The 23,874-nt window shown below is 69.1% G+C and carries 25 protein-coding genes; 20 read left to right on the top strand and 5 right to left on the bottom strand.

What is annotated here, in order from left to right; translation table 11 throughout:
* Positions 1 to 13 precede the first annotated feature (13 nt).
* The gene (locus tag EV649_RS16095) at positions 14 to 994 is read left to right on the top strand and encodes a ribose-phosphate diphosphokinase (protein ID WP_130384252.1); all 981 of its coding nucleotides are present in this window, start codon (positions 14 to 16) and stop codon (positions 992 to 994) included.
* On the opposite strand, the gene EV649_RS16090 is transcribed toward EV649_RS16095, so the two are convergent.
* Positions 991 to 1,674 carry a hypothetical protein gene (locus EV649_RS16090; RefSeq protein ID WP_130384251.1) on the bottom strand — a complete coding sequence of 228 codons (684 nt, stop codon included), beginning with the start codon at positions 1,672 to 1,674 and terminating at the stop codon, positions 991 to 993. The two genes, EV649_RS16095 and EV649_RS16090, sit on opposite strands and share 4 nt — an antisense overlap.
* A gap of 137 nt (positions 1,675 to 1,811) precedes the next feature.
* Here EV649_RS16090 and EV649_RS16085 point away from each other — a divergent pair, with 137 nt between their 5' ends.
* The 3 genes from EV649_RS16085 to EV649_RS16075 are packed head-to-tail and all read left to right on the top strand — an operon-like array spanning position 1,812 to position 5,194.
* A complete protein-coding gene (locus EV649_RS16085; RefSeq protein WP_157996252.1) occupies positions 1,812 to 3,779 on the top strand; it encodes a histidine kinase in 1,968 nt (655 codons plus the stop codon).
* Entirely contained in the window at positions 3,767 to 4,408 is a 642-nt protein-coding gene (locus tag EV649_RS16080) for a response regulator transcription factor (RefSeq protein WP_130384249.1), read from the top strand. The genes EV649_RS16085 and EV649_RS16080 overlap by 13 nt, the downstream gene beginning before the upstream one ends.
* 24 nt (positions 4,409 to 4,432) lie before the next feature.
* A complete protein-coding gene (locus EV649_RS16075; RefSeq protein WP_130384248.1) occupies positions 4,433 to 5,194 on the top strand; it encodes a DUF1932 domain-containing protein in 762 nt (253 codons plus the stop codon).
* On the opposite strand, the gene EV649_RS16070 is transcribed toward EV649_RS16075, so the two are convergent.
* Complete coding sequence (locus EV649_RS16070) at positions 5,187 to 5,855, bottom strand: hypothetical protein (RefSeq protein WP_130384247.1); 669 nt, start codon at positions 5,853 to 5,855, stop codon at positions 5,187 to 5,189. The genes EV649_RS16075 and EV649_RS16070 overlap by 8 nt on opposite strands.
* A 289-nt stretch (positions 5,856 to 6,144) precedes the next feature.
* Between EV649_RS16070 and EV649_RS16065 the strand changes: the two genes are divergently transcribed.
* The 6 genes from EV649_RS16065 to EV649_RS16040 all read left to right on the top strand — a co-directional run bounded on the left by EV649_RS16065 (position 6,145) and on the right by EV649_RS16040 (position 13,576).
* A complete protein-coding gene (locus tag EV649_RS16065; RefSeq protein WP_130384246.1) occupies positions 6,145 to 6,789 on the top strand; it encodes a 50S ribosomal protein L25/general stress protein Ctc in 645 nt (214 codons plus the stop codon).
* Between the two features lie 43 nt (positions 6,790 to 6,832).
* Complete coding sequence (gene pth / locus EV649_RS16060) at positions 6,833 to 7,408, top strand: aminoacyl-tRNA hydrolase (protein WP_130384245.1); 576 nt, start codon at positions 6,833 to 6,835, stop codon at positions 7,406 to 7,408.
* On the top strand, positions 7,405 to 11,034 hold the full coding sequence (gene mfd, locus EV649_RS16055) for a transcription-repair coupling factor (protein WP_130384244.1): 3,630 nt from the start codon (positions 7,405 to 7,407) through the stop codon (positions 11,032 to 11,034). Before pth ends, mfd begins: the two co-directional genes overlap by 4 nt.
* Positions 11,035 to 11,062: 28 nt before the next feature.
* Entirely contained in the window at positions 11,063 to 11,686 is a 624-nt protein-coding gene (locus tag EV649_RS16050; protein ID WP_130384243.1) for a hypothetical protein, read from the top strand.
* Between the two features lie 6 nt (positions 11,687 to 11,692).
* Entirely contained in the window at positions 11,693 to 12,679 is a 987-nt protein-coding gene (locus tag EV649_RS16045) for a MazG family protein (RefSeq protein ID WP_130384242.1), read from the top strand.
* A gap of 63 nt (positions 12,680 to 12,742) precedes the next feature.
* Positions 12,743 to 13,576: a phosphotransferase gene (locus tag EV649_RS16040; protein WP_130384241.1), complete on the top strand. Its 834-nt coding sequence runs from the start codon at positions 12,743 to 12,745 to the stop codon at positions 13,574 to 13,576.
* Here EV649_RS16040 and EV649_RS16035 read toward each other — a convergent pair.
* Positions 13,544 to 14,008, bottom strand: a complete 465-nt coding sequence (locus EV649_RS16035) for a hypothetical protein (RefSeq protein ID WP_198682521.1) — start codon at positions 14,006 to 14,008, stop codon at positions 13,544 to 13,546. The genes EV649_RS16040 and EV649_RS16035 overlap by 33 nt on opposite strands.
* 70 nt (positions 14,009 to 14,078) lie before the next feature.
* Between EV649_RS16035 and EV649_RS16030 the strand changes: the two genes are divergently transcribed.
* The 6 genes from EV649_RS16030 to EV649_RS16005 are packed head-to-tail and all read left to right on the top strand — an operon-like array spanning position 14,079 to position 18,799.
* Positions 14,079 to 14,921 (top strand): LysR family transcriptional regulator, encoded by an 843-nt coding sequence (locus EV649_RS16030; protein WP_130384240.1) that lies wholly within the window; start codon positions 14,079 to 14,081, stop codon positions 14,919 to 14,921.
* Positions 14,918 to 15,442, top strand: a complete 525-nt coding sequence (locus EV649_RS16025) for a tRNA 2'-phosphotransferase (RefSeq protein ID WP_130384239.1) — start codon at positions 14,918 to 14,920, stop codon at positions 15,440 to 15,442. Before EV649_RS16030 ends, EV649_RS16025 begins: the two co-directional genes overlap by 4 nt.
* Positions 15,443 to 15,502: 60 nt before the next feature.
* A complete protein-coding gene (gene eno / locus EV649_RS16020) occupies positions 15,503 to 16,783 on the top strand; it encodes a phosphopyruvate hydratase (protein ID WP_130384238.1) in 1,281 nt (426 codons plus the stop codon).
* 27 nt (positions 16,784 to 16,810) lie between these two features.
* Positions 16,811 to 17,419 (top strand): septum formation initiator family protein, encoded by a 609-nt coding sequence (locus EV649_RS16015; RefSeq protein WP_130384237.1) that lies wholly within the window; start codon positions 16,811 to 16,813, stop codon positions 17,417 to 17,419.
* On the top strand, positions 17,416 to 17,898 hold the full coding sequence (locus tag EV649_RS16010; protein WP_130384236.1) for a DUF501 domain-containing protein: 483 nt from the start codon (positions 17,416 to 17,418) through the stop codon (positions 17,896 to 17,898). Before EV649_RS16015 ends, EV649_RS16010 begins: the two co-directional genes overlap by 4 nt.
* Positions 17,891 to 18,799 (top strand): Ppx/GppA phosphatase family protein, encoded by a 909-nt coding sequence (locus EV649_RS16005; protein WP_130384235.1) that lies wholly within the window; start codon positions 17,891 to 17,893, stop codon positions 18,797 to 18,799. The genes EV649_RS16010 and EV649_RS16005 overlap by 8 nt, the downstream gene beginning before the upstream one ends.
* On the opposite strand, the gene EV649_RS16000 is transcribed toward EV649_RS16005, so the two are convergent.
* On the bottom strand, positions 18,796 to 19,371 hold the full coding sequence (locus tag EV649_RS16000) for a TetR/AcrR family transcriptional regulator (protein WP_130384234.1): 576 nt from the start codon (positions 19,369 to 19,371) through the stop codon (positions 18,796 to 18,798). The genes EV649_RS16005 and EV649_RS16000 overlap by 4 nt on opposite strands.
* 129 nt (positions 19,372 to 19,500) lie before the next feature.
* Here EV649_RS16000 and EV649_RS15995 point away from each other — a divergent pair, with 129 nt between their 5' ends.
* From EV649_RS15995 to EV649_RS15980, 4 genes are all read left to right on the top strand, one after another.
* Positions 19,501 to 20,928 carry an MFS transporter gene (locus EV649_RS15995; RefSeq protein ID WP_130384233.1) on the top strand — a complete coding sequence of 476 codons (1,428 nt, stop codon included), beginning with the start codon at positions 19,501 to 19,503 and terminating at the stop codon, positions 20,926 to 20,928.
* Between the two features lie 21 nt (positions 20,929 to 20,949).
* A complete protein-coding gene (locus EV649_RS15990) occupies positions 20,950 to 21,795 on the top strand; it encodes a uracil-DNA glycosylase (RefSeq protein WP_130384232.1) in 846 nt (281 codons plus the stop codon).
* 130 nt (positions 21,796 to 21,925) lie between these two features.
* A complete protein-coding gene (locus tag EV649_RS15985) occupies positions 21,926 to 22,603 on the top strand; it encodes a hypothetical protein (protein ID WP_130384231.1) in 678 nt (225 codons plus the stop codon).
* Positions 22,600 to 23,256, top strand: coding sequence for a DnaJ domain-containing protein (locus EV649_RS15980; RefSeq protein ID WP_130384230.1), 657 nt, complete (start codon positions 22,600 to 22,602; stop codon positions 23,254 to 23,256). Before EV649_RS15985 ends, EV649_RS15980 begins: the two co-directional genes overlap by 4 nt.
* Before the next feature lie 18 nt (positions 23,257 to 23,274).
* Here the strand turns inward: EV649_RS15980 and EV649_RS15975 are convergent, their stop codons facing one another.
* Positions 23,275 to 23,817: an AAA family ATPase gene (locus EV649_RS15975; protein WP_130384229.1), complete on the bottom strand. Its 543-nt coding sequence runs from the start codon at positions 23,815 to 23,817 to the stop codon at positions 23,275 to 23,277.
* Positions 23,818 to 23,874 lie beyond the last annotated feature (57 nt).

Below are 23,874 nucleotides of genomic sequence, written 5' to 3'. Positions count from 1 at the left end.
GGAGGCGCGCGCGATGAGCGGGATGAAACGAACCACCGAGAAGAACCTGATGGTTTTCTCCGGCCGGGCGCATCCCGGTCTCGCCGAGGAGGTGGCCACGGAGCTCGGGTCCGGCCTGGTCCCGACCCAGGCGTACGACTTCGCCAACGGCGAGATCTACGTCCGGTTCGAGGAGTCGGTCCGGGGCAGCGATGCGTTCGTGATCCAGAGCCACACCTCGCCGATCAACGAGTGGATCATGGAGCAGTTGATCATGGTCGACGCGCTGAAGCGGGCGTCGGCCAAGCGGATCACCGTGGTGCTCCCGTTCTACGGGTACGCGCGACAGGACAAGAAGCACCGCGGCCGGGAGCCGATCTCGGCCCGGCTGATGGCCGACCTGTTCAAGACCGCGGGCGCCAACCGGCTGATCTGCGTGGACCTGCACACCTCGCAGATCCAGGGCTTCTTCGACGGCCCGGTGGACCACCTGATGGCGCTGCCGATCCTGAGCGACTACGTGCGGCAGAAGTACGGCGACCAGCAGCTGGCCGTGGTCTCCCCGGACGCCGGCCGGATCAAGGTGGCCGAGCAGTGGTCGGCGCGGCTGAACAACGCGCCGCTGGCCTTCATCCACAAGACCCGTGACATCGACCGCCCGAACGAGACGGTCGCGAACCGGGTCGTCGGTGAGGTCAAGGGCCGGGTCTGCATCCTGGTCGACGACATGATCGACACCGCCGGCACCATCACCAAGGCGGCCGACGCCCTGTACGCCGAGGGCGCCGCGGGCGTCGTCATCGCCGCGACGCACGCGATCCTGTCCGGCCCCGCGGTGGACCGGCTGAAGAACTGCCAGGCCAGCGAGGTGATCGTCACCAACACGCTGCCGATTGCCGAGGAGCGCCGCTTCGACAAGCTCACCGAGCTGTCGATCGCGCCGCTGATCAGCCGAGCCATCCGCGAGGTCTTCGAGGACGGCTCGGTGACCAGTCTGTTCGACGGCCGCGCCTAGAGGGTGCCGACGGCGGCCCGGCGCCACGCGTAGTACGCGATGGCGATCCCGCCGGCCGCCATCGGGATCTGGACGGCCAGCCCGATCCACCCGTTGCCGGGCACCACGAAACTGACCACGACGAACAGTACGAGGAGCGGAACCCAGCGCGGTACGGCGTGCGACCGCCACAATCCGACCGCCTGGATCACCGTTCCGAGGGCGACCACCAGCGCGCCGGCGAGCAGCGGGCCGAACAGGTGCAGCAGGTCGTCGTTCGCTTTGTCGATCACCGCTCCACCCGTTGTGGCATCGACCCCGGTGGCGACGTAGTACGTCGCTGCGAGCAGGCCGACACCGACCGCCTGGACCGCGATCCCGATCCAGATCAGGAACCCGCCGGTCGTGGCCCACGCCGCACCGCGCTGGCGGACGAGGTAGGTGGTGAGGAAGGCCTGAGCCGGTACGCCGAGGAGCGCGCTGATGCTCAGGACGACCAGCAGGCCCCACCAGCGGTCCCGCAGTGGCTGGATGTCGGCGTACGAGTAGGTCTCGCCGCCGCCGGACGGTTCGGGCCAGAGCACTCCGCCGGGCGTCGCGATGACATTGCTGATGGTGAGTACGAGGCCGAGCGCGCCGATGCGCCGGCGGGTGACAGGATCGGCCGGTACGACGTTCGGCCGGACAGTTGTGGTGGACATCGGGACCCCTCCCGCGAGTAATTCGGACAGTTCCAGCGAACGTCCGCATGGCCGGTCGGCACATCGCAGGGAGCACGGACCCGGTTCTCCGTGCTGGCTCGGAGTCATCCGGCCGGAACCGGCCTTACTCTGACGACATGCGGTGGCCGCGGTGGGTCGCGCTCGGTACCTTCCTGCTCGTTCTGACGCTCGTGGCGGGAAGCTCCTGGCTGTTGGTCGCGTACCGCACCGGCCCGCACACGCTGCGGAACTTCATCGGCCTGGCAGCGATCGGAACCGCGATCGCAGCACTCGGACTCGCGATCGTCCGCCGGCAGCCGGCCAACCCGGTCGGGGCGATCCTCGGCTGGATCGGCGCGATCGCCGTGTTCCTGACCGCACGCGACGTCTACTACAACGCCGTCGTACACGATCCGGGGCGCTTGCCGCTGGATAGTCGAGTAGTCGCCTGGCTCGGCGAGAGCGGCTGGTGGCTGCTGGCCGCGGTCGCCTTCCTGCTGCTCTACTTCCCGACAGGTCAGCTCGTGAGTCCTCGGTGGCGCCCGGTTCCCCTGGCGTTGCTGGTGCTCGGCATAGGCCAGCAGGCCTTTGGTGCGTTCGCCTCGGAACCGTTCCTGTCGCCGCTCCAGGACCTGCCTCGGCCGTACCTGCCGCTGTCCGGAGTCCTTGGTGTGCTGAGCGAGGTCGTGTTCTTCGGGTTCCTGGCGCTCTGTCTGACCGCGGTCGTTCCGGTGGCGATCCGGTACCGCGGTTCGACCGGCACAGTCCGTGCGCAGCTGAAGTGGCTGCTACTCGCAGGCCTGGCCGCCGTCGTCTACCCGCTCGTGTGCCTGGCCGAAATCCTCGTCACTGGTCACAGCGGCATCGTGGCGACCGTCTTCGGGATCGTCACGCTGGTGTCCCTCCCGACCTCCGTCGCGGTGGCGATGCTCCGGCACGACCTGTACGACGTCGACCGAGTCCTGGCCGACACCGTCAGCTACAGCATCGTGATGGTCGTCCTGCTGGGCACGTACGCCGTCGCAGCCGTCTCACTCGGACTAGTGCTGGGCCGCGACTCGGCTGTTGTCGCGGCGGCCGCAACGGCCGTGTGTGCGTTGATCCTGGCGCCGTTGCGAACCCGACTGCAACGTGCCGTCGACCGGCGGCTCTATCCACCGCGACGTGCCGCGCTGCTGGCGATCGAGGATCTGCAGCATCGGATCCACACCGAGCATGCCCAGCCCGAGGACCTCGAGTCCGCGCTGCGCAGCGCGCTCCGCGATCCGGCCCTTCGCGTCGGCCTGCTGATCCCGGGAGCATCCCGCTTCGTCGACGCCGCAGGAGCGCCGGTGGCCGAGCCCCGGCTGATCCCGGTGCTGTTGGGCGGTGAGCAGATCGGCGTACTCGCATCCGGCGTGACGTCTCCCGCCGTACTGAAGGCTGTGGCGGCCGCCGCGGCCAGTCTGGTGGAGGTGACGCGGCTGCGGGCGGAGCTCGCCGGAGCCTTACGCGAGGTGGCTGCGAGCCGCGCGCGGCTGGTGCAGGCGGGTGATGAGGAGCGGCGGCGGCTGGAGCGGGATCTGCACGATGGCGCGCAGCAGCGGTTGGTCGCGTTGGGGATGGCGATGCGGCTGGCTCAGCGGCACTTGGACGACGGGACAGTCGACGTGAACGGACTGCTCGATCAGGGCGTCGCCGAGCTCGGGACCGCGGTCGCCGAGTTGCGGCAGATCGCCCACGGACTGCGCCCGACCAGCCTGGACGACGGATTGCATGCCGCGTTGAGCGCGATCACCCAGTCGCTGCCGATACCGGTCCGGCTGCAGATCCCGGCCGATCTGCCCGAGGAGCTCGCGACAACGGCGTACTTCGTGGCCGCCGAGGCGGTGACGAACGCGGCGAAATACGCGAACGCCACCTCGATCGTGGTCCGGGTGGCGCGGTCGGCCGATGCGATGCGGGTCCAGATCGAGGACGACGGGTGCGGGGGAGCCGTACCGCGTCCCGGCTCGGGGCTGAGCGGACTGCTCGACCGGGTCGCGGCGGTCGGCGGTGCGCTGGAGCTGCGGAGCCCGGCGGGCCGCGGTACGACGGTGGAGGCGGTGCTGCCGTGCGAATCGTGATCGGCGAGGACTCGGCGCTGTTCCGGGAAGGGCTGGCGCGTCTCCTGGCCGATGCGGGGCACGAGATCGCCGGCCTCGCCGCGGACGCCACGAGCCTGCTGACGGTGGTCGAGGAAGCCCGGCCGGACCTAGCTGTGATCGACGTGCGGATGCCGCCCGACGGGACCGACGACGGTGCCCGGGCCGCCCGCCGGCTTCGAGTGCTGCACCCCGAACTCGGGATCGTGCTGCTCTCCCAACATGTCGAGACCCGGCACTCCGTCGAGCTGGTCGCGACCGGTCGCTTCGGCTACCTGCTCAAGGACCGCGTGCTGGCGGTCGACGAGTTCCTCGATGCCCTGAATCGGGTCGCGGCCGGTGGGTCGGCCCTCGATCCGGAAGTCGTCAGCCGCTTGATCGGCCGGCGGCAGGCCGACGACCGCCTGGCGCCGCTGACGCCGCGCGAGCGCGAAGTACTCGCGCTGATGGCCGAGGGCTGCACGAACGTCGGCATCGGCCGGCGGCTGTTCCTGACCGAGCGGACCGTCGAGACGCACGTCGGCAGCATCCTGGCGAAGCTCGGCCTGCTCACCAACGACGAACAGCACCGCCGGGTGCTCGCGGTCCTCGCCTATCTTGGAGGGCACTGACCGCTCTCCCGAAGGACTGGCGCCATGCGAATCGCTGTCTTCCATCCCGGTGCGATGGGCTCGAAGCTCGCGGCGCAACTGGTCGCGGCCGGCCATGAGGTGCGCTGGGTGCCGGACGGTCGCAGTGCCGCTTCCAAGGCGCGGGCCGACGAGGCCGGACTGATCGGTGCGTCGTTTGACGACGCGGTCGGTGGCGCCGAGGCAGTGCTGTGTTCGTGTGCACCGCAGGGTGCCGTCGACATCGCCAAGCAGGTCGGCGCGGCGGGCTTCGCCGGCTTGTACGTCGAGGCGAACCCGCTGTCCCCGGCGTCACTCCGTGAGGCCCAGTCCGCCGTACCCGATGCGACGTTCGTCGACGCCGGCGTGGTCGGGCCGCCGCCGACTGGTGGCCCTAGCCCGACGCATCTGATGCTGTCCGGTACGGCGGCCGACCAGGTCGCCACGTTGTGGGCCGGTACGGCGGTCACCCCGATGGTGGTCGGCTCCGAACCAGGTGCGGCCAGCGCGGCGAAATCGTCGTACGCCCTTTACAACAAGGGCAAGGCGGCGCTGGCCGTGCTCGCTTTCCAGCTGGCCGAGAAGCACGGTGTGACCGAAGCGCTGATCGCCCAGCAGACCCGCGCGGACGGCGGCTCGCTGAAGGACCCGGGTCTCCCGGACCAGCTCCGCAGCGTCGCCTGGCGCTGGGGCCCGGAGTTCGACGAACTGGCCGAGACCTTGGACGCCGCAGGACTCGAAGGCGACGCGGCCCGAGCCCTCCGTCAGGTCTGGACCAGACTCAGCTGAACGTCGGCTGCCCGTAGTCGCGCAGTACGAACGGCGGGATCAGGTCGATCAGCCGCGTCATCGCGTCCAGCCGGGCCAGCACATCCGGTACGACGAACCCGTCGACCGACCAGGACACGAACGCGCTCCCGGCGATCTGCCACTCCAGGCCCGGGTTGAACAGCACGCACTCCATCATCCGGGGGTGCATGACGGCCGACGCGTACCGGTCGTCGAGGCACTCCACCCGGAACTGGTCGTTGAACTGCTGGTTCTCCAGTTCGAGATCGCGCCCGCGGAGAATCCGCCGCAGGCCCGATTCGTGTCGCACCGTGAGCGGTGGCAGCGCGACCGGGAGGGTCAGCGCGACCAGGTTGACGGTGTGCGTCTGCGTGGTCTTGCCGTTGCTGGTGACGTACGTGTAGTCGAGGACGCACAGGCCGCGACCCTGGTACACGCCGGCGTACGTCTCACCCGGCTCGCCCTCCCGGAACAGGTTCGCGGCGACCTGCTGCAGCCACGGGTTCGGCGGGACCGGGTACCACCCGACCGACGCCACCTGCGCGGCGCGCCGCCTCAGCAGCTCCTGCCGGCGTCGCACATGCCAGACGATCAGCCCGCCTACGCCACCGATCAGGACGATCGGGAACAGCAGGCTGAGCACGGCGTACGGCGAGATCACCCGGGCAACGTACCGAATCCAGGGTCCGGAAAAGCGCTCACCGGAAGCCCGTCGTACCTGGAGCAAAGTGCCTCGGCGGGACGGATTTCCCGTCTGGCCGCGCTCGTGGGTAGACTGTTTTGGTTGCCTCGGCGAGGGACGCCCCCCGTGAACTGTTGGGCGCGGCTCCGTGATCGACGCGGTGGTTCGTTGCCTGACGCCTTCTCGGGGTCAGCAGGCGCCCGCTGAGGCCGCAGCCGAGTTCCATCCAGACAACTGATCACCGCAACGCTTTTGAGGAGTTCATCTCGTGGCCGAGGTCAAGATCCACGCCGAATCGCGTACGGAGTTCGGCAAGGGAGCTGCCCGCCGAATCCGCCGGGACAACAAGGTTCCCGCCGTCCTCTACGGCCACGGCAGTGACCCGGTGCACATCACGCTGCCCGGTCACGACACCATGCTGGCCCTGAAGACCGCCAACGCCCTGCTGCTGATCGAGGTCGAGGACGGCGAGTCCCACCTGGCGCTGCCGAAGCAGGTCCAGCGCGACCCGATCAAGGGCTTCATCGAGCACGTCGACCTGGTCATCGTCCGCCGCGGCGAGAAGGTTCAGGTCGACATCGCGGTGCACCTCGAGGGCGAGGCCGTCAGCGACGCCCTGGTCGTGCTGGAGGCGCAGAGCATCCTGGTCGAGGCCGAGGCGACGCACATCCCGGACGGCGTCACCGTCTCGATCGAGGGCCTGGAGGTCGGCGCCCAGATCCACGCGTCCGATCTGCAGCTGCCGGCCGGTACGACGCTGGCCATCGAGCCGGACACCCTGGTCGTGAACATCACGGCCCAGCAGACCGCCGAGCAGGCCGAGGCCGAGCTGGCCGAGGCCGAGGCCGAAGCCGGCATCGAGCGCGACGAGCCGACCGCGGCCGAGGAGCCGGTGGCCGCCGCGGCCGAGTAGCCTGCTGCCGCAGCACCAGACATCTTCGGGAGGGCCGGGATCCGTGGCGGACGACGTGTGGTTGGTCGTCGGACTGGGGAATCCCGGCCCTTCGTATGCCCGCACCCGGCACAACATCGGGCACCTGGTCGCCGACGAGCTGGCGGCCCGGACCGGTGCGAAGTGGAAGCAGAGCAAGCAGGCCAAGGCCGAGGTGATCGAGACCCGGATCAGCGGCCTGCGGACGGTCCTGGCCAAGCCCCGCTCGTACATGAACGAGTCCGGCGGGCCGGTCTCCGGGTTGCTGAAGTTCTTCAAGCTGGACCCGGCCAACCTGGTCGTGCTGCACGACGAGCTGGACATCGACTTCGGTGTCCTGCGGTGCAAGTTCGGCGGCGGCGACAACGGCCACAACGGGCTGAAATCGCTGCGCAAATCGCTTGGCACCGGTGAGTACTATCGAGTCCGGTTCGGTGTGGGTCGTCCGCCGGGCCGGCAGGCGCCCGCCGACTTCGTCCTCAACGAGTTCTCCTCGACCGAACGCAAGGATCTTCCGTTCGCCGTCGACCGGACCGCGGACGCGGTCGAATCCCTGCTCACCGACGGCCTCGAGGCGACTCAAGGGAAGTACAACTCGTGAAACTCAGCGGTCTGGTCGACACCCTGATCACCGATCCGGTGGTGGCCGAGGCCGTTCGTGACGCCCGCGGTGACAGCGTCACGACCCTCGACCTGAGCGCGCCGACGCCGGTGCGCCCGGTCCTGCTCGCCGCGCTGGCCGCGGCCCAGAACGGCGCCGCCCGCCCGGTGCTCGCCGTCACCGCCACCTTCCGCGAGGCCGAGGAGCTCACCGAGGCCCTCCAGTGCCTCGTCGAGGAGCCCGGCACCGTCGCCTACTACCCGGCCTGGGAGACGCTCCCGCACGAGCGCCTGTCGCCCCGCTCCGACACGGTCGGCCGTCGGCTCGCCGTACTGCGTCGGCTCGTGCACCCGGATCCGTCCGACGAGACGACCGGTCCGATCCGGATCCTGGTCGCGCCGGTGCGGTCCGTGCTGCAGCCGCAGGTCGCCGGGCTCGCGGATCTCAGGCCGGTGCAGCTGCACGTCGGCGACACGGTCGAGCTCGAGGACGTCGTCGAGCGGCTCGCTGCCGCGGCGTACCACCGGGTGGACCTGGTCGAGCGGCGCGGTGAGTTCGCGGTCCGCGGCGGCATCATCGACGTCTTCCCGCCGACCGAGGAGCACCCGATGCGGGTGGACTTCTTCGGCGACGACGTCGAGGAGATCCGGTACTTCGCGGTCGCCGATCAGCGTTCGCTGGAGATCGCCGAGCACGGTCTGTGGGCCCCTCCGTGCCGCGAGCTGCTGCTGACCGACGAGGTCCGCGCGCGGGCCGCCGTACTGGCGAAGGAACACCCCGAACTGGCCGAGCTGTTCGAGAAGCTCGCCGAAGGGCACGCCGTCGAGGGCATGGAGTCACTGGCGCCGGTGCTCGTCGACGAGATGGAGCTGCTGGTCGACCTGATGCCGGCCGGTACGCACGTAGTTGTGAGCGACCCCGAGCGGGTCCGCGCCCGGGCACACGACCTGGTGGCGACCAGCCAGGAGTTCCTGGAGGCGTCCTGGGCCGCGGCCGCTGGTGGTGGCGAGGCCCCGATCGACCTGGGCGCGGCGGCGTACATGTCGCTCGGCGACGTTCGGTCGCAGGCTCTGGGCAGGGGCCTGGCCTGGTGGAGCCTGTCGCCGTTCGCGGCCGCTCCGACCGACGAGCCCGAGCTGCGGGACTCGATGGGAGCGCGGGTCGCGTTCGACATCGACACCGAGGTCGGTGCGGTCACCAGCAAGATCCTCGCCGTCCACGAGGTCGTCCCGTACCGCGGTGAGACCGGCGCGGCCGCCGAGGACATCCGCGCCTGGCTGCGGGACGGCTGGCGGGTCGTCTGTGTCACCGAAGGCCACGGTCCCGCACAGCGACTCGTCGAGGTGTTCTCCGAGGCCGAGCTGCCGGCCCGGGCGGTCGAAGGGATCGAGGAGATCCCCGAGCCCGGCGTCGTACTGATCTCGCAGGGCCAGCTCGAGCACGGGTTCATTGCCGACGGCATCAAGTTCGCGGTGCTCACCGAGAACGACCTGGCCGGCCAGCGGTCGGCGGCCGAACGCCGTTCCCAGCAACGGATGCCGTCGCGCCGCAAGAAGACGATCGACCCCCTCGAGCTGCAGCCCGGCGACTACGTCGTGCACGAGCAGCACGGCGTCGGCAGGTACGTCGAGATGATGCAGCGGACCGTCGGCTCGGGGTCCCAGAAGGCCACCCGCGAGTACGTCGTGATCGAGTTCGCACCGAGCAAGCGCGGGCAACCGGGCGACCGCCTGTACGTGCCGACCGACCAGCTCGACCAGGTCACCCGGTACGTCGGCGGCGAGCAGCCGAGCCTGGACAAGATGGGCGGCGGCGACTGGGCCAAGCGCAAGGGCCGCGCCCGCAAGGCGGTCCGGCAGATCGCCGGCGAGCTGATCAAGCTGTACGCCGCGCGCCAGGCGACCAAGGGCCACGCGTTCGCCAAGGACACTCCGTGGCAGCGGGAGCTGGAGGACGCGTTCCCGTTCGTGGAGACGCCCGACCAGCTCGCCACCATCGACGACGTGAAGCACGACATGGAACGCGTCATGCCGATGGACCGGATCGTCTGCGGAGACGTCGGCTACGGCAAGACGGAGATCGCCGTACGGGCGGCCTTCAAGGCGGTGCAGGACGGCAAGCAGGTCGCCGTACTCGTGCCGACGACGCTGCTCGTCCAGCAGCACTACGCGACCTTCGCCGAGCGGTACGCCGCCTTCCCGGTCAACGTCGCCCCGCTGTCGCGGTTCCAGACCGACAAGGAGGCCAAGGCGACGATCGACGGTCTCGCCGACGGGTCGGTCGACGTGGTGATCGGGACGCACCGGCTGTTCAGCGGCGAGGTGGCGTTCAAGGACCTCGGCCTGGTGATCGTCGATGAGGAGCAGCGATTCGGCGTCGAGCACAAGGAGCAGCTGAAGCGGCTGCGGACCGCGGTCGACGTACTGACGATGTCCGCGACCCCGATCCCGCGGACGCTGGAGATGTCGATCACCGGCATCCGCGAGATGTCCACGATCGCCACCCCGCCGGAGGAGCGGCACCCGGTGCTGACCTTCGTCGGCGCGTACGACGAGCACCAGGTGACCGCCGCGATCCGGCGCGAACTGCTCCGCGAGGGCCAGGTCTTCGTCGTCCACAACCGGGTGAACACGATCGAGAAGGCGGCCGCCCGGATCCGGCAGCTGGTGCCCGAGGCGCGGGTGTCGGTCGCGCACGGCCAGATGAACGAACACACGCTCGAGAACGTGATCCAGGGCTTCTGGGAGAAGCAGTCCGACGTGATCGTGTGTACGACGATCGTCGAGTCCGGGATCGACATCTCGAACGCGAACACGATGATCATCGAGCGCTCCGACCTGCTCGGCCTGTCCCAGCTGCACCAGCTCCGTGGCCGGGTCGGTCGTGGCCGGGAGCGCGCATACGCGTACTTCTTCTTCCCGCCCGAGAAACCGCTCACCGAGACGGCGCACGACCGGCTCGCCACGATCGCGCAGCACGCCGACCTCGGCGGCGGTATGGCGGTCGCGATGAAGGACCTGGAGATCCGCGGCGCCGGCAACCTGCTCGGCGGCGAGCAGTCCGGGCACATCGCGGACGTCGGCTTCGACCTGTACGTCCGGCTCGTCGGCGAGGCGGTCGCGGAGTACCGCGGCGATACCCAGGCCGAGGAGCCCGAGGTCAAGATCGAGCTGCCGATCGACGCGCACCTGCCGCACGACTACATCCCGTCACAGCGGTTGCGGCTGGAGATGTACCAGCGGCTGGCCGCCGTACGGGATGCCGATGGAATCGCCGAACTGGTGGAAGAGCTGCACGACCGGTACGGCGACATTCCGCAGGCGGTGCTGAACCTGATCGAGGTGGCGAAGTTCCGCAACCACGCCCGCGTGGCGGGGCTGCACGACGTCACGCTGCAGGGGAACATGATCCGCTTCGGGCCGGTCGAACTGCCCGATTCGAAGGTGCTCCGGCTCAACAGGCTGTACCCGAAGAGTCTGGTGAAGCCGCAACTGCATACCATTCTGGTGCCGAGACCTGCCACCAGGCCGGTCGGCGGTCAGCCGCTCCGCGACCAGGAGTTGCTGCAATGGTGCACCCGGTTGATCGACGACGTGATCGCCGAACCTATTGTGGTGCCGGCGTGATTCTGACAGGAACTTGCGAGGAGATTCGGTGAGCACACGGCTTCGGGCTCTCGGTGTGGTGGTGGCGACGGTGCTGCTGACCGCCGGCTGTGCGGCGGGCACCCACCCGGGCGCGGCAGCGATGATCGGTGACACCGAGATCAGCATCGGCGACGTCGACAAGACCTCGCGTGCCGTCGGCGCGGCGCTCGGTGAGTCCTACCCGGACCAGGCCGCGCTGAACGGGATGGTCAGCAACGAACTCGCGGCGCAGGTCGGGCGGCAGAAGGCGATCCCGGTCAGTGACGCGGAGATCGCCGACGCGGCCAAGAACGCCGTAGCGCCGAGCCCCGAGGCGTACCAGAAGCTGCAGGCCGATCCGGCGTCCCGCGCCTTCCTGGACAACCTCGCCGCGACGCTGATCGTCACGATCAAGCTCGCCGGCGGCAAGGGCATCCACGACACGGACGGTCAGCAGAAGGCGCAGGAGGGCCTGCAGGCCCTGAATGCCGCCTCCAAGGACATCAAGGTCACGGTCGCGCCGCGCTTCGGTCAGTGGAGCGACGGCCGCCTCGACACGGCGATCTCCGGGTCGCTGTCCAAGGAGTCCGACCAGACCGCGGCCAAGCGCAAGGCAGCCGAGGACGCCGCCAAGCAGCAGGGCCAGGGCTGACGGCGAATGCCTGACGAGTCCGCGGCTGGCATCAAGGTCGTCCTCACGAGTCCTCGTGTCGCCCCCGGGCTCCTCACCCGCGCCACCTGGCAGGCTCTCGAGGCCGCCGACGAGATCGGCGCGGCCGGAGGTCCGGACCGCCCCGACGTACAGGCCGTGATCGGTTCCGGCCTGGTCGTCACGCAGGTCGACGCCGGTGTCGAGGCAGCCTGGTCATGGCTCTCGTCCGCGGCCGAGGCCGGCCGTCAGGTTGTATGGCTGACCGGCGACGACGGCGATCCGGGGCTGCTGCGGGTCGTCGCGGACGAGCGGACCCGGGACCCGCAGGCGGCGTACGGCGTGGAGATCCTGCACGGGGCGTACGACGTACCCGGGGCCAGGCTGATCGATCTGGTCCGGGTGATGGACCGGCTGCGGCGGAACTGCCCGTGGGACCAGGAGCAGACGCACGAGAGCCTGGCGAAGTACCTGCTCGAGGAGACGTACGAGACCCTCGAGGCGATCGACACCGGTGATCAAGAGCATCTGCGCGAGGAGCTCGGCGATCTGCTGCTGCAGGTCGCGTTCCACTCCCGGATCGCGGAGGACGACGCCGACGAAGGATTCTCGATCGACGACGTTGCCGGCGGCATCGTCGAGAAGCTGATCCGGCGGCATCCGCACGTCTTCGGGACGGTCGACGCGGCCGACGCGGCCGCGGTCGAGGCCAACTGGGAAGCGATCAAGGCCACCGAGAAGCAGCGCTCCTCGGTGCTCGAAGGCATCCCGGTCGCCCTGCCTGCCCTCGCCCTGGCCGACAAGGTCCTCGGCCGGGCTGCAAAGGTCCTGCCCGCCGAACTCCCGCCCGCAAGCGACTCGGACCTCGACCGAATCGGCCACCAACTCCTGGCGATTGTCCGCGAGTCCCGCACCCTCGGCATCGACGCCGAACAGGCCCTCCGCGTCGCCGTCCAGCACCTCACCACCGAAATCCGCGCCACCGAGAAGCCCTGACGCTACTTCGGTACGTCAGAAAATCGGCTGCTTGGGGTGATGGGTGGCTGAGAAGGTGGGTGGGTGGATGTTGCTGAGGTGCTGCGGGAGCGGTGGGATCTGAAGCCGTTGGAGCTGGAGGTGCTGACGGGCGGGATGAACTCGGCGGCCTGGTTGGCGTCCACGGACGAGTGGCGGGTTGTCGTCAAGGCGGTGGGGCCGGTAGACACGGCGTTCGAGCCCGGCCTGGAGTTGGCGGCTCGGCTCGACGACGCCGGCATCCGCACCGGTCGTCCGCGTCCCAGCAAGCACGGCCGCGTCGTTGAACGCGTCGACGGGCGGCAGGTTGCCGTGCTCGAGTACGTCGACGGCGTCGAGTTGAGTCCTGCGGATCAGGCAGCGATCGGGGATTTGCTCGGGCGCGTGCACTCGGCCGCTGCGCTCGAGGCCGGTGAGCTGGCCGATTGGTTGCAGTTCCTGTTGCCGTTCGAGGATTGCCTGGACCTCGAGCCCTGGATCCGCCCGGCGGTCGAGGGCGCCGTCGCCGACGCAGTCGCGCTCGGGTCGGTGTCCTGGGCCTGGTTGCACGGGGATCCGGCCGCGGAAGCGTTCCTCCGGCAGGCTGACGACAGCGTCGCGCTGATCGACTGGGGGAGTGCGATGCGAGGGCCACTGCTGTACGACGTCGCATCCGCCGTCATGTACAACGGCGCCCCGGTGGTTCCGGCGTACCTGCGTCGCCGACCCGAGCTGGCCGACGAACTCGAGCGCGGCCTGCCCACGTTCTTGCGAGTGCGCTACGCCGTCCAGGCCGGCTACTTCGCCTGGCGAATCACCAACAACATCCTGACCGGCATCTCCACCCCTGCTGAGAACCTGAAGGGCCTAACCGACGCCCGCCGCTCCTTCGGCCTGTAGGTCACGCAGTACGGCGGCCTCCGTCGTCCCCCAGTCCTTGAAGAGGTACCGGTACGGCACGACCGGCGTGATCGCGGCGATCACGTCCGCCTTGTCATCGACGAAGTGCGTGACCCCGAGCTCGGCACAGTGGATCGCCTTCTCCGGGCGCCGAAGGCAGAAGCGCACGTTCCCCGCGGGTATCCCGGTCCGCTCGAAGAAGCGGTGATGCCACAACCATTCCAGCGACCGCTGCTGCACCCGCGGCCCACACTTCGACACCAACCACGCCTCCCCGAACAACGGCGCCAACCGTGCGATCGCCTCGAAAGCGCCTGGTACGGCGGGAGTTCGCAGCATGGCTGTGGTGTCGCCGGAGAAGAAGGACGTGTCGCCCGGGCCGGACCCTCCGGCGATGATCACGCGTCCGATATCGATTCCCAATCTGTTCATGCCTTCATCGTCGACACGATCAGCTATCCAGCAGAACTAGTTCTTATCGACATAGCTATAGTTTCTGCTGATGGATCTCGTGGCGGAGGATCTGCAGGCGTTTGCGGTGTTCGCGAGGCACCGCAACTTCACGCGTGCCGCCGAGGAGCTGCATGTCAGTCAGCCCGCCCTCCACGCACGCATCCGCAAACTGACGGCCCGCCTCGGAACGCAGCTCTACGTCAAGCACGGACGACAACTGCATCTGACCGACGCGGGCGAACGGCTGGCTGCCTTCGCCAACGACGCCCGGGACCGCACTGCTGACTTCCTCCGCACGCTGGTTGCCGCCCCGCCGCGACCGCTCGTGCTGATCGCCGGCTCCGGTTCGTACCTGTACCTGTTGGCCGACCCGCTCCGCCGCTACCTCACCCGCGGCCGCGAACTCCGCCTGCTCACCGGCGACGCGGCCGAGACCCTGAGTGCCGTCCGGGGCGGTACGGCGGACCTCGGCGTGACCGCACTGGGCATCCCACCCGACGACCTCGACTGCCAACTCCTCGCACAGTTCCCGCAAACGCTCATCGTGCGCAGCGATCACCGCCTCGCGGGACGTCGTACCGTCCGGCTGAAGGATCTGCAGGACGAGGCGCTCGTCGTACCGCCGAAGGATCGGCCGCATCGGCAGCAGCTGGAGCGGAGCATGCTCGACCAGGGCCTCCGGTGGTCCGTCGCGGTGGAAGCGGAAGGATGGGAACTGCTGGTCCACTTCGTGCGTCTCGGTATCGGGCCGGCGGTCGTCAACGGTTCGGTCCGGACGACGAGCGCCGTACGGAAGATCCCGGTCAAGGACCTGCCGCCGGTGCGGTACTACGTCGTCACGCGAACGGGTCGCGACGACCGGGTGGATGGGTTGAGGAGGGCGCTGACGTGAGCCGCGACAGCAGGACGATCTCCAAGCTGCTGCGCCATACGGCGGGTGAACGCGGCCTCACGATGAGTGCAGACGGCTGGGCGGCAATCACCGACGTACTGCGGGTTCTCGGGCTGTCCCGTGAGCGGCTGGACGTCGCGGTGCTAGAGAACGACAAGCAGCGGCTCCAGGTCGCCGGGGAGCGGATCCGGGCCTGTCAGGGGCATTCGCTCAAGGGGATGCCTGTGACACGTGAAGCGTTGGAGAACAGTTGGGAACGCGTGTACCCCGACGATCTGCTGTGGCACGGGACGAATCACGCGGCGCTGCCTGCGATTCAACGGGAAGGTCTGCGTGCGGGACGGCGTACGCATGTCCATCTGGCGCCGGGGAAGGACAGCCACGTGGGTCGCCGTACTGCCGTAGAAGTCTTGCTGGGTGTGGATTGCGCTGATTTGGCCGTGTATCGAGCGCCCAACGGAGTGTTATTGACGCGAGAGGTACCTGCGGATGCGATCGTTAGGGTCGACGCGGTCCACTGAGCCTGCTGGTCTGGGGACTAGGCTCAGCAGCGATTCGTCATCGAGAACTTGGGAGTCAATGTGGCCACCATCGAGGCCGTCGGCGCGCGCGAGATCCTCGACTCGCGCGGCAACCCCACTGTCGAGGTCGAGGTTCTGCTCGACGACGACACCATCGCCCGCGCGGCCGTCCCGTCTGGTGCCTCCACCGGCCAGTTCGAGGCCGTCGAGCTGCGTGACGGCGACAAGGACCGGTACGGCGGCAAGGGCGTGCTGAAGGCCGTCACCGCGATCCTCGAGGACATCGACAAGGAGATCGTCGGGTACGACGTCCACGAGCAGCGCCTGATCGACCACGCGCTCCTCGACCTGGACGGCACCCCGAACAAGGCCAAGCTGGGCGCGAACGCCATCCTCGGCGTCAGCCTCGCGGTCGCGAAGGCGGCGGCGGAGAGCTCCGGCCTGCCGCTGTTCCGGTACGTCGGCGGCCCGAACGCGCACGTCCTGCCGGTGCCGATGATGAACATCCTGAACGGCGGCGCGCACGCGGACAGCAACGTCGACGTCCAGGAGTTCATGATCGCCCCGATCGGCGCGGCGACGTACGCCGAGGCCGTCATGCAGGGTGCGGGCGTCTACCACGCCCTGAAGGCGGTGCTGAAGGAGCGCGGCCTGTCCACCGGCCTCGGCGACGAGGGCGGCTTCGCGCCGAGCCTCGACAGCAACCGGGCCGCCCTGGACCTGATCGCGGTCGCGGTCGAGAAGGCCGGCCTGCAGCTCGGCAAGGACATCGCGCTGGCGATGGACGTGGCCGCGAGCGAGTTCTTCACCGACGGCGTGTACGCGTTCGAGGGCGGCAAGAAGTCGGCCGACGAGATGATCGCCTACTACGCCGACCTGGTGGCGTCGTACCCGATCGTGTCGATCGAGGACCCGCTGAACGAGGAGGACTGGGACGGCTGGAAGGCCATCACCGGTGAGCTCGGCAGCAAGATCCAGCTGGTCGGCGACGACCTGTTCGTCACCAACGTCGAGCGGCTGCAGCGCGGCATCGACGAGAAGTCGGCGAACAGCCTGCTGGTCAAGGTGAACCAGATCGGCTCGCTGACCGAGACCCTGGACGCCGTCGACCTGGCGCACCGCAGCGGCTTCACCTGCATGATGAGCCACCGCTCCGGCGAGACCGAGGACACCACGATCGCCGACCTCGCGGTCGCGACCAACTGCGGCCAGATCAAGTCCGGCGCCCCGGCCCGGTCCGACCGCACCGCCAAGTACAACCAGCTGCTCCGGATCGAGGAGGAGCTCGACGACGCGGCGACGTACGCCGGTCGCTCGGCCTTCCCGCGCTTCCAGGGCTGACGCTGGTCTGATCCAGGAGGTCAATGCATGCCGTCCCGTCGGGATTCCGGTGCACGACCCGGCTCGCGTCCGTCGAGCCGGACCCAGTCGCGTCCACCGGCCCGGCGGGGCGATCAGCCGAAACGGCGTACGACGGGAACCCAGGCGGACCCGGCGCGGACCCGCGGGTCCCGCAACCTGACCGGGCGGGCGGCCGTCGTACTGCTGGTGCTGGGGGCGCTGATCGTCTCGTATGCGCAGAGCCTGCGGGTCTGGTTCGACCAGCACCAGCAGGTCAGCGCGCTGCAGCAGGAGATCCGAGACCGGGAGAAGCGGGTCGGGGAGCTGAACGACGAGATCACCCGCTGGGACGACGACGCGTACGTGAAGGCACAGGCCCGGCAGCGGCTCGGCTGGGTGATGCCTGGTGAGGTCGGGTACCGCGTGATCGGCGCGGACGGGAAGCCGCTGGGCGCCCCGCCGGAGCCGTCGGCGCCGACGGACGGTACGGCGGACACGCAGAAGCCGACCTGGTACACGAAGCTGTGGGGGAGCGTCGAGGGTGCTGGCACGCCGCCGGCGCCGGCCACGACGCCGACCCCCGCCAAAACCGCCCCGAAGACGATCCTCACGCCGTCACCTAAGGTGACCAGGTGAGCGTCAGCCCTTCCGACCAAGAAGCAGTCAGCAAACAACTCGGCCGGACGGCCCGCGGCATCCGGTCGATCGCGCACCGTTGCAGCTGCGGCCTCCCCGACGTGGTCGAGACCGAGCCGCGACTGCCGGACGGTACGCCGTTTCCCACGACGTACTACGTGACGTGTCCGCGGCTCGCGTCCGCGATCGGCACCCTCGAGGCCTCCGGCATGATGAAAGAGATGACCGACCGCCTGGCCGACGACGAGGACCTGGCTGCTCGGTATCGCGCCGCCCACGAGTCGTACCTCGAGCACCGCGAGTCGATCGAGCACGTCGAGGAGATCGCCGGGATCACCGCCGGCGGCATGCCCACCCGGGTCAAATGCCTGCACGTCCTGGCCGGCCACTCCTTGGCCGCCGGCCCCGGCGTGAACCCACTGGGCGACGAGACCCTGGAAGCACTCGAAGACTGGGGCCGCAGAGGTCCGTGTGTCTGATCGGGTCGCCGCAATCGACTGTGGGACCAACTCGATCCGCCTGCTGATCGCCGATCTTGTGGACGGTCAGCTTGTCGAGATCGATCGCCGGATGACCATCGTCCGCCTCGGCCAGGGCGTGGACGCCACTGGCGCCTTCGCTCCCGAGGCCCTCGCCCGCGTCTTCACCGCCTGTGAGGACTTCGCCTCCGTCATCCAGTCGAGCGACGTCACCAGGCTCCGCTTCGTCGCCACCTCCGCCGCCCGCGACGTCAGCAACCGGGACGCGTTCTTCACGGGCGTCGAGGAGCGTCTCGGCGTACAACCAGAAATCATCTCCGGTGCGGAAGAAGCCGAGCTCAGCTTCCGCGGTGCCACCACGTCACTCGACCTGCCGGCGCCGTACCTGGTGGCCGACATCGGCGGCGGCTCCACCGAGCTGGTCCTCGGCGACGCAACCGGCGTGATTGCGGCCGAGTCTCTCGACATCGGCTCCGTCCGCCTCACCGAACGCCACGTCACGACTGACCCCACGTCCGAGACGGAACTAGCCGCGATCGCCAAGGACATCGACGCTCTCCTGGATGCCACCACCGTCCCACTCGACGAGGCCCGCGCGTTCATCGGAGTAGCCGGCACCTGCACCACCGTGGCCGCGGTGGCGCTGAACCTCGCCGAGTACGACCGCACCGCCGTCCACCACGCCCGCCTCACCACCGAGCAGTTGCGCACCGCCACGACCTGGCTGACAACCACCACCCGCGCAGAGCGCTCCGCCGTACGGTCGATCCACCCCGGCCGTGTAGACGTAATCGGAGCCGGCGCCCTCATCCTGCAACGCCTCTACGACCGCCTACCCGTCACCGAACTGACGGTCTCCGAACACGACATCCTCGACGGAGTCGCCCTCTTCCTGGGTTAGTGCGCGCGGACGCCGTCGAGGGCGATGGTGAGGACCCGGTCGCGTTGGGCCTGGTCGACGAAGCCGGCGGCGGTGAGGCCGCTGACCATGCGGAGCAGGTCGTCGAAGGACACGTCCTTACGTGCCTCACCCGCGGCCTGTGCGCGTTCGAACAGCGGCGTACCGGCGGCGTACATCGCCTCGCGGGCCGCCTTGAAGCTGTCGGCCTCCCGGTTCAGGGACTCCCAGATCGCACGCTTGGTCGCGGCGTACCCGACGAAGCGGTGCAGCCACGTGGTCAGTGCCTCCCACGGTGGCAGGTCGGCCGCCTCCTCCGCGGCGATGCACAGCTCCTCGATCTCGCCGAAGTAGACCGCGTTCAGCAGGTCCTGGCGGTGCGGGAAGTTCCGGTACAGCGTGCCGATCCCGACGCCGGCCTGGCGCGCGATGTCCTCCAGCGAGGCGTCGACCCCTTTGCTCGCGAACGCATCCCGGGCCGCGCCGAGCAGGGCGTCGAAGTTCCGCCGCGCGTCCGCCCGCTGCGGCCGCCGTACGTCGACCCGCAACGCGGGCCTGCTCTCACCGGTCACCATTCGCTCACCTTAGCCAGTTGATAGCGGAGGAGACCCTCCGCTATAGTGGAGGCATACCTCGACTTTACCAGGCCGGGGATCTCGCGCCCAAGCTCTGGCGCGTTCACACTCCTTTCGAAGGACTTCTGCATGCCTGTCATCAGGTCTGGAAACCCTCGCGTGACCCTGGCGGTTCTCGCCACGGTCGTCGCCTCATTCTCTATGTTGCAGTCGCTGGTCAGCCCGGCGCTGCCTGTCATCCAGCACGACCTGCACACCACCCCCGGCACGGTCACCTGGGTGTTCACCGCACTGCTGCTCTCGGTGTCGGTCGCGACCCCGCTGCTCGGCCGGATCGGCGACATGGTCGGCAAGGAACGCACGCTGTTCATCGCGCTGGGCGCCCTGGCCGTCGGCTGCCTCATCGCCGCGCTCGCGCCGAACATCGGCGTACTCATTGCCGCCCGCATCTTCCAGGGTGTCGGCGGAGCCGTGTTCCCGTTGGCGTTCGGGATCATCCGGGACGAGTTCCCGGCCGAGCGCGTGCCTTCCGTGGTCGGCGTGGTGTCGGCCATCATCGCGGCCGGCGGCGGCCTGGGGATCGTGCTGGCCGGCCCGATCGTGGAGTGGCTCGGCTGGCGCTGGCTGTTCTGGATCCCGATGGCGGTCGTCGCGCTGTCGACGTTGATGGTACGGCGCTACGTCCCGGAGTCCCCGAACCGCGTCCCCGGCCGGATCGACTGGCTGGCCGCCGCATTCCTGTCCGGCTGGCTGATCGCGCTGCTGCTCCCGCTGAGCACGGGCCGGTCGTGGGGCTGGGGCTCGTTGCGTACGACGGGACTCTTCGGGCTGGCCGTCGTACTGTTCGCCGGCTGGATCACGGTCGAACTGCGCTCGCGGAACCCGCTGATCGACATGCGGATGATGCGCCGCCCGGCGGTGTGGACGACGAACCTCGTGGCGCTGCTGTTCGGGGCGGCGATGTTTGCGGTGTACGCGTTCGTCCCGCAGTTCCTGCAGATCCCGAAGGCTGCCGGGTTCGGGTTCGGTGCGAGCGTCACGAAGGCCGGGCTGCTGATGCTCCCGATGCTGGTGACGATGGCGGTCGTCGGGTCGTTGAGCGGCCCGCTCGCGCCGCGGTTCGGCGCCAAGGCGCAGGTCGTTTCCGGGTCGGCGTTGAGCCTGGTCGCGGCGCTGATGTTCGCCGAGTTCCACGACGCGCAGTGGCAGGTGGCGCTCTCGACGGCCCTGTTCGGTGTCGGGCTCGGCCTCGCCTACGCGGCCATGACGAGCCTGATCGTGCAGAACGTCCCTCGCGAACAAACCGGTGCGGCCACCGGCATGAACGCTAACATCCGCACCATCGGCGGCTCCATCGGCACCGCCCTGGCGAGCTCCATCATCACCGGCCACGTCCAGCCCTCAGGCCTCCCCGCGGAGGCCGGCTTCACCAACACCTTCCTCCTCCTCTCCGCCTTCGCCGCCGCAGCCGTCGTACTCGCCCTGGCCATCCCAGGACCACGTCGTACGCCGGTATCTCCCATCACCCAACCGGCCGAGGAGCAACTCGCCGCCTAACCTCCCGTTTAGGCTGGGTGGGTGAAGCTTCCGCATCCGTTGACCGGGGAGTTGTTCGAGAGTCCGGTGCCGCCGGGGGCCGGGTGGCCGGAGGACCCGGCGGTACGGCGTACTCCGGTGGCGCGAGATGCGGCCGAGGTGGTGCGGCTTGCGGCAACTGATGAGCTGGCGGAGCTGGAAGCGCGCGTCTCCGTGTGTCGAGCGTGTTCGCGGCTCGTCGAATGGCGCGAAGACGTTGCTGTCGGCAAGCGAAAGTCCTTCGCGGATCAGCCGTACTGGGGACGGCCGATCGCGGGCTGGGGTGTTGCCGAGCCGCGGATCCTGATCGTCGGGCTGGCGCCGGCGGCGAACGGCGGGAACCGCACCGGGCGCGTGTTCACCGGCGACCGCTCCGGCGACTGGCTGTTCGCGAGCCTGCACCGCGTCGGCCTCGCCAACCAGCCCACCAGCGAACACGCCGGCGACGGCCTGCACCTGATCGGCACCCGGATGATCGCCGCCGTCCGCTGCGCCCCGCCCGCGAACAAACCCACCCCGGAGGAGCGCGACACCTGCGCCCCTTGGTACCGCCGCGAGCTCGAACTCACCCTCCCCAGCACCAGGTCGATCGTCTGCCTCGGCAAGTTCGCGTACGACGCTCTGCTCGCAGCGCTGATCGCGCTCGGGGCCGACGTACCGCGACCGCGCCCGAAGTTCGGCCACGCGGTCGAGTACCGGATCCCGACCCCGTACGGCGAGGTCACCGTCCTCGGCTGTTTCCACCCCAGTCAGCAGAACACCTTCACCGGCAAGCTCACCGAGCAGATGCTCGACGCCGTACTCACCCGCGCGAAGAACCTGTCCACAGCTCCGGAAAACCAGAGTTGACCTGGGTAGGCGACCTGATAGAAGCTGCCGACTATGCATGCCGCCCCACGCCGCTGCCCACATGACTCGTGACAACCTGCCCGAGCAATCTCGGGGACGTCCGGCCGCGCAACGGCCCGCAAGTGGTGGCGTGGAGCGCGCACCGGCCGCGCCGTCGATGCCTGCTGCGCACGAGGCCGCGCCGCTGGGGTTCGTCCCCAGCCCGGACCGGTTCCACTGGTGGGGCGAGCTCCACGACGACGTCAAGACGTACCTCGAGCGCAAGGTAGGACCGTCCATCGAGTGGTGGGCCGACCTGCACGAGCGGGAGCGAGACCGGCCGTACGCCGTCGTGCTCGGGCCGAACGGGCTCGCGGTGACGACGCCACGGGTCAACAAACAGGGTCAGAAGACGCAGAGCGTGCGGATCGATCAATTCGTACCGTCGAGCATCAAACACGCCGTCGTACAGCAACAGGCCACGAAGCCGCGCGGCGGTCTGCGCTCGCTCGTGTCGCGCGGCCGGGACGAGCAGTCCCAGCTGTCGGTCCCGCCGCAACTGAACCTCACGCAGGAGATGCGCGGCGTCCTCGGCAACCTGCCGCTGGAGGCGCAGCAACGTCTGCAGACACCGTTCCTAGGGGCGCAGGCCGTCACGCACTACCGGTCGTACTACTACGGGAACGACGAAGAGCTCGACCTGTGGTGCTACCTCGCGGGCGACAAGACCGTCACGTTCGCAACCGGGCACCGCACTGTGCCCAACGGTGTGGACCCGCAGCACGCCTCCTGGCGACTGACCTGCTACCAGGCGGACGTCGCTCGATGAGTTCGAGCCGGGACTTCCGGGACCTCGACGGAGCCGATCCCTGGAAGCTGCTCGGGGTCGGCCGGTCGGCCGGCGCCGAGGAGATCAAACGCAGCTACCGCCGCCTGTCGCGAAGCCACCACGCCGACGTGGGCGGTGACTCCACGCAGCAGGTCAGGCTGAACCGCGCCTACGAGATCCTGTCCGACCCGACCCGGCGCGCCGATTACGCACTCCTGCTGCAGCGCAAGGAACGCCCCCAAGACTTCGTCCGCCCAACACCCGAACCCGAACCCGAAGAGCCCGCAGCGGACCCCTTCGCCTGGTCTTCCGGCCCCGCCCCCACCTCGACCCCACCGCGGTACGAGCAGCCATATCAGGACCCGTACACCGAATCGCCGTACGCCGATCCGCCCTACCGCGATTCGTACGTCGCCCCGCCGTACCGCGACTCCTACACAACCTCGACGTACCAGCCCCAGCGCCGCGGCGTCAGCGGGCAGGCGGTCGGCGCCGTGCTCACCGCCTTCATCTGCTCGCCGGTCTCGATCTATCTGGCAATCTCGGTCCTCCGCAACAACCGCCCCGGCCGAGCCCTCGCCTGGCTCGCAATCCTGATCAACGTAGGCCTCCTCGGCTTCTCGATCGTCGGCGCCTTGGTACGCGGCACCTAGCCATCGGCCGATCTCGTCCTACTGTGATCCTGGCCTGCTGGGCTCCCAGTGCGCGAGGTACTCCGCAATCTCGCGGTCGCAGTCCTCGATAGGCCGGGTGGTGTCCACCACGAGGCGGACGTCGGTGCGCGGCTGGTAGTCGCCTGCTGACTGCCCCACCTGCTCCCAGTCCGGATATGTCCACCCGGGCAGGTCGCTCGCCCTGCTGAGCACACGCCGACGGTGTTCCTCGGTATCGGGACAGGCCGTCTCGATCACCACATGCCGGGCATCGTTGGCATCGGCGAGGTGGTGCCAGCCGTCGCGGGCCTCGGTAACCGGGTTCACCGCGTCGGCGATCACGGTCAGCCCCCGGCGCAGGTGACCGCCCGCGATGTCGTGGGCAACGCTGTATGCCGTGATGCCGGTCTGTTCGGCCGTCAGGCCATTGCGGCGCATGGCGCCCTCGATCTCGTCGATGCGAAGCCAGATCGCGTCGGTGCGATCGGCGAGGTGCCTGGCCAGCGTCGACTTGCCGGTCCCCGGGAGGCCGCCGAACTCGATCAGTGTTCCCTTGCGCATGATGACCACCTAGTGTTTCGGTTGACAGCATGTATACCGACTCGTTTTACATCGTGT

The organism is Kribbella sp. VKM Ac-2569, from assembly GCF_004216905.1.
Classification (GTDB): Bacteria; Actinomycetota; Actinomycetes; order Propionibacteriales; family Kribbellaceae; genus Kribbella.
This window is presented reverse-complemented; position numbering and strand designations above follow the sequence as displayed.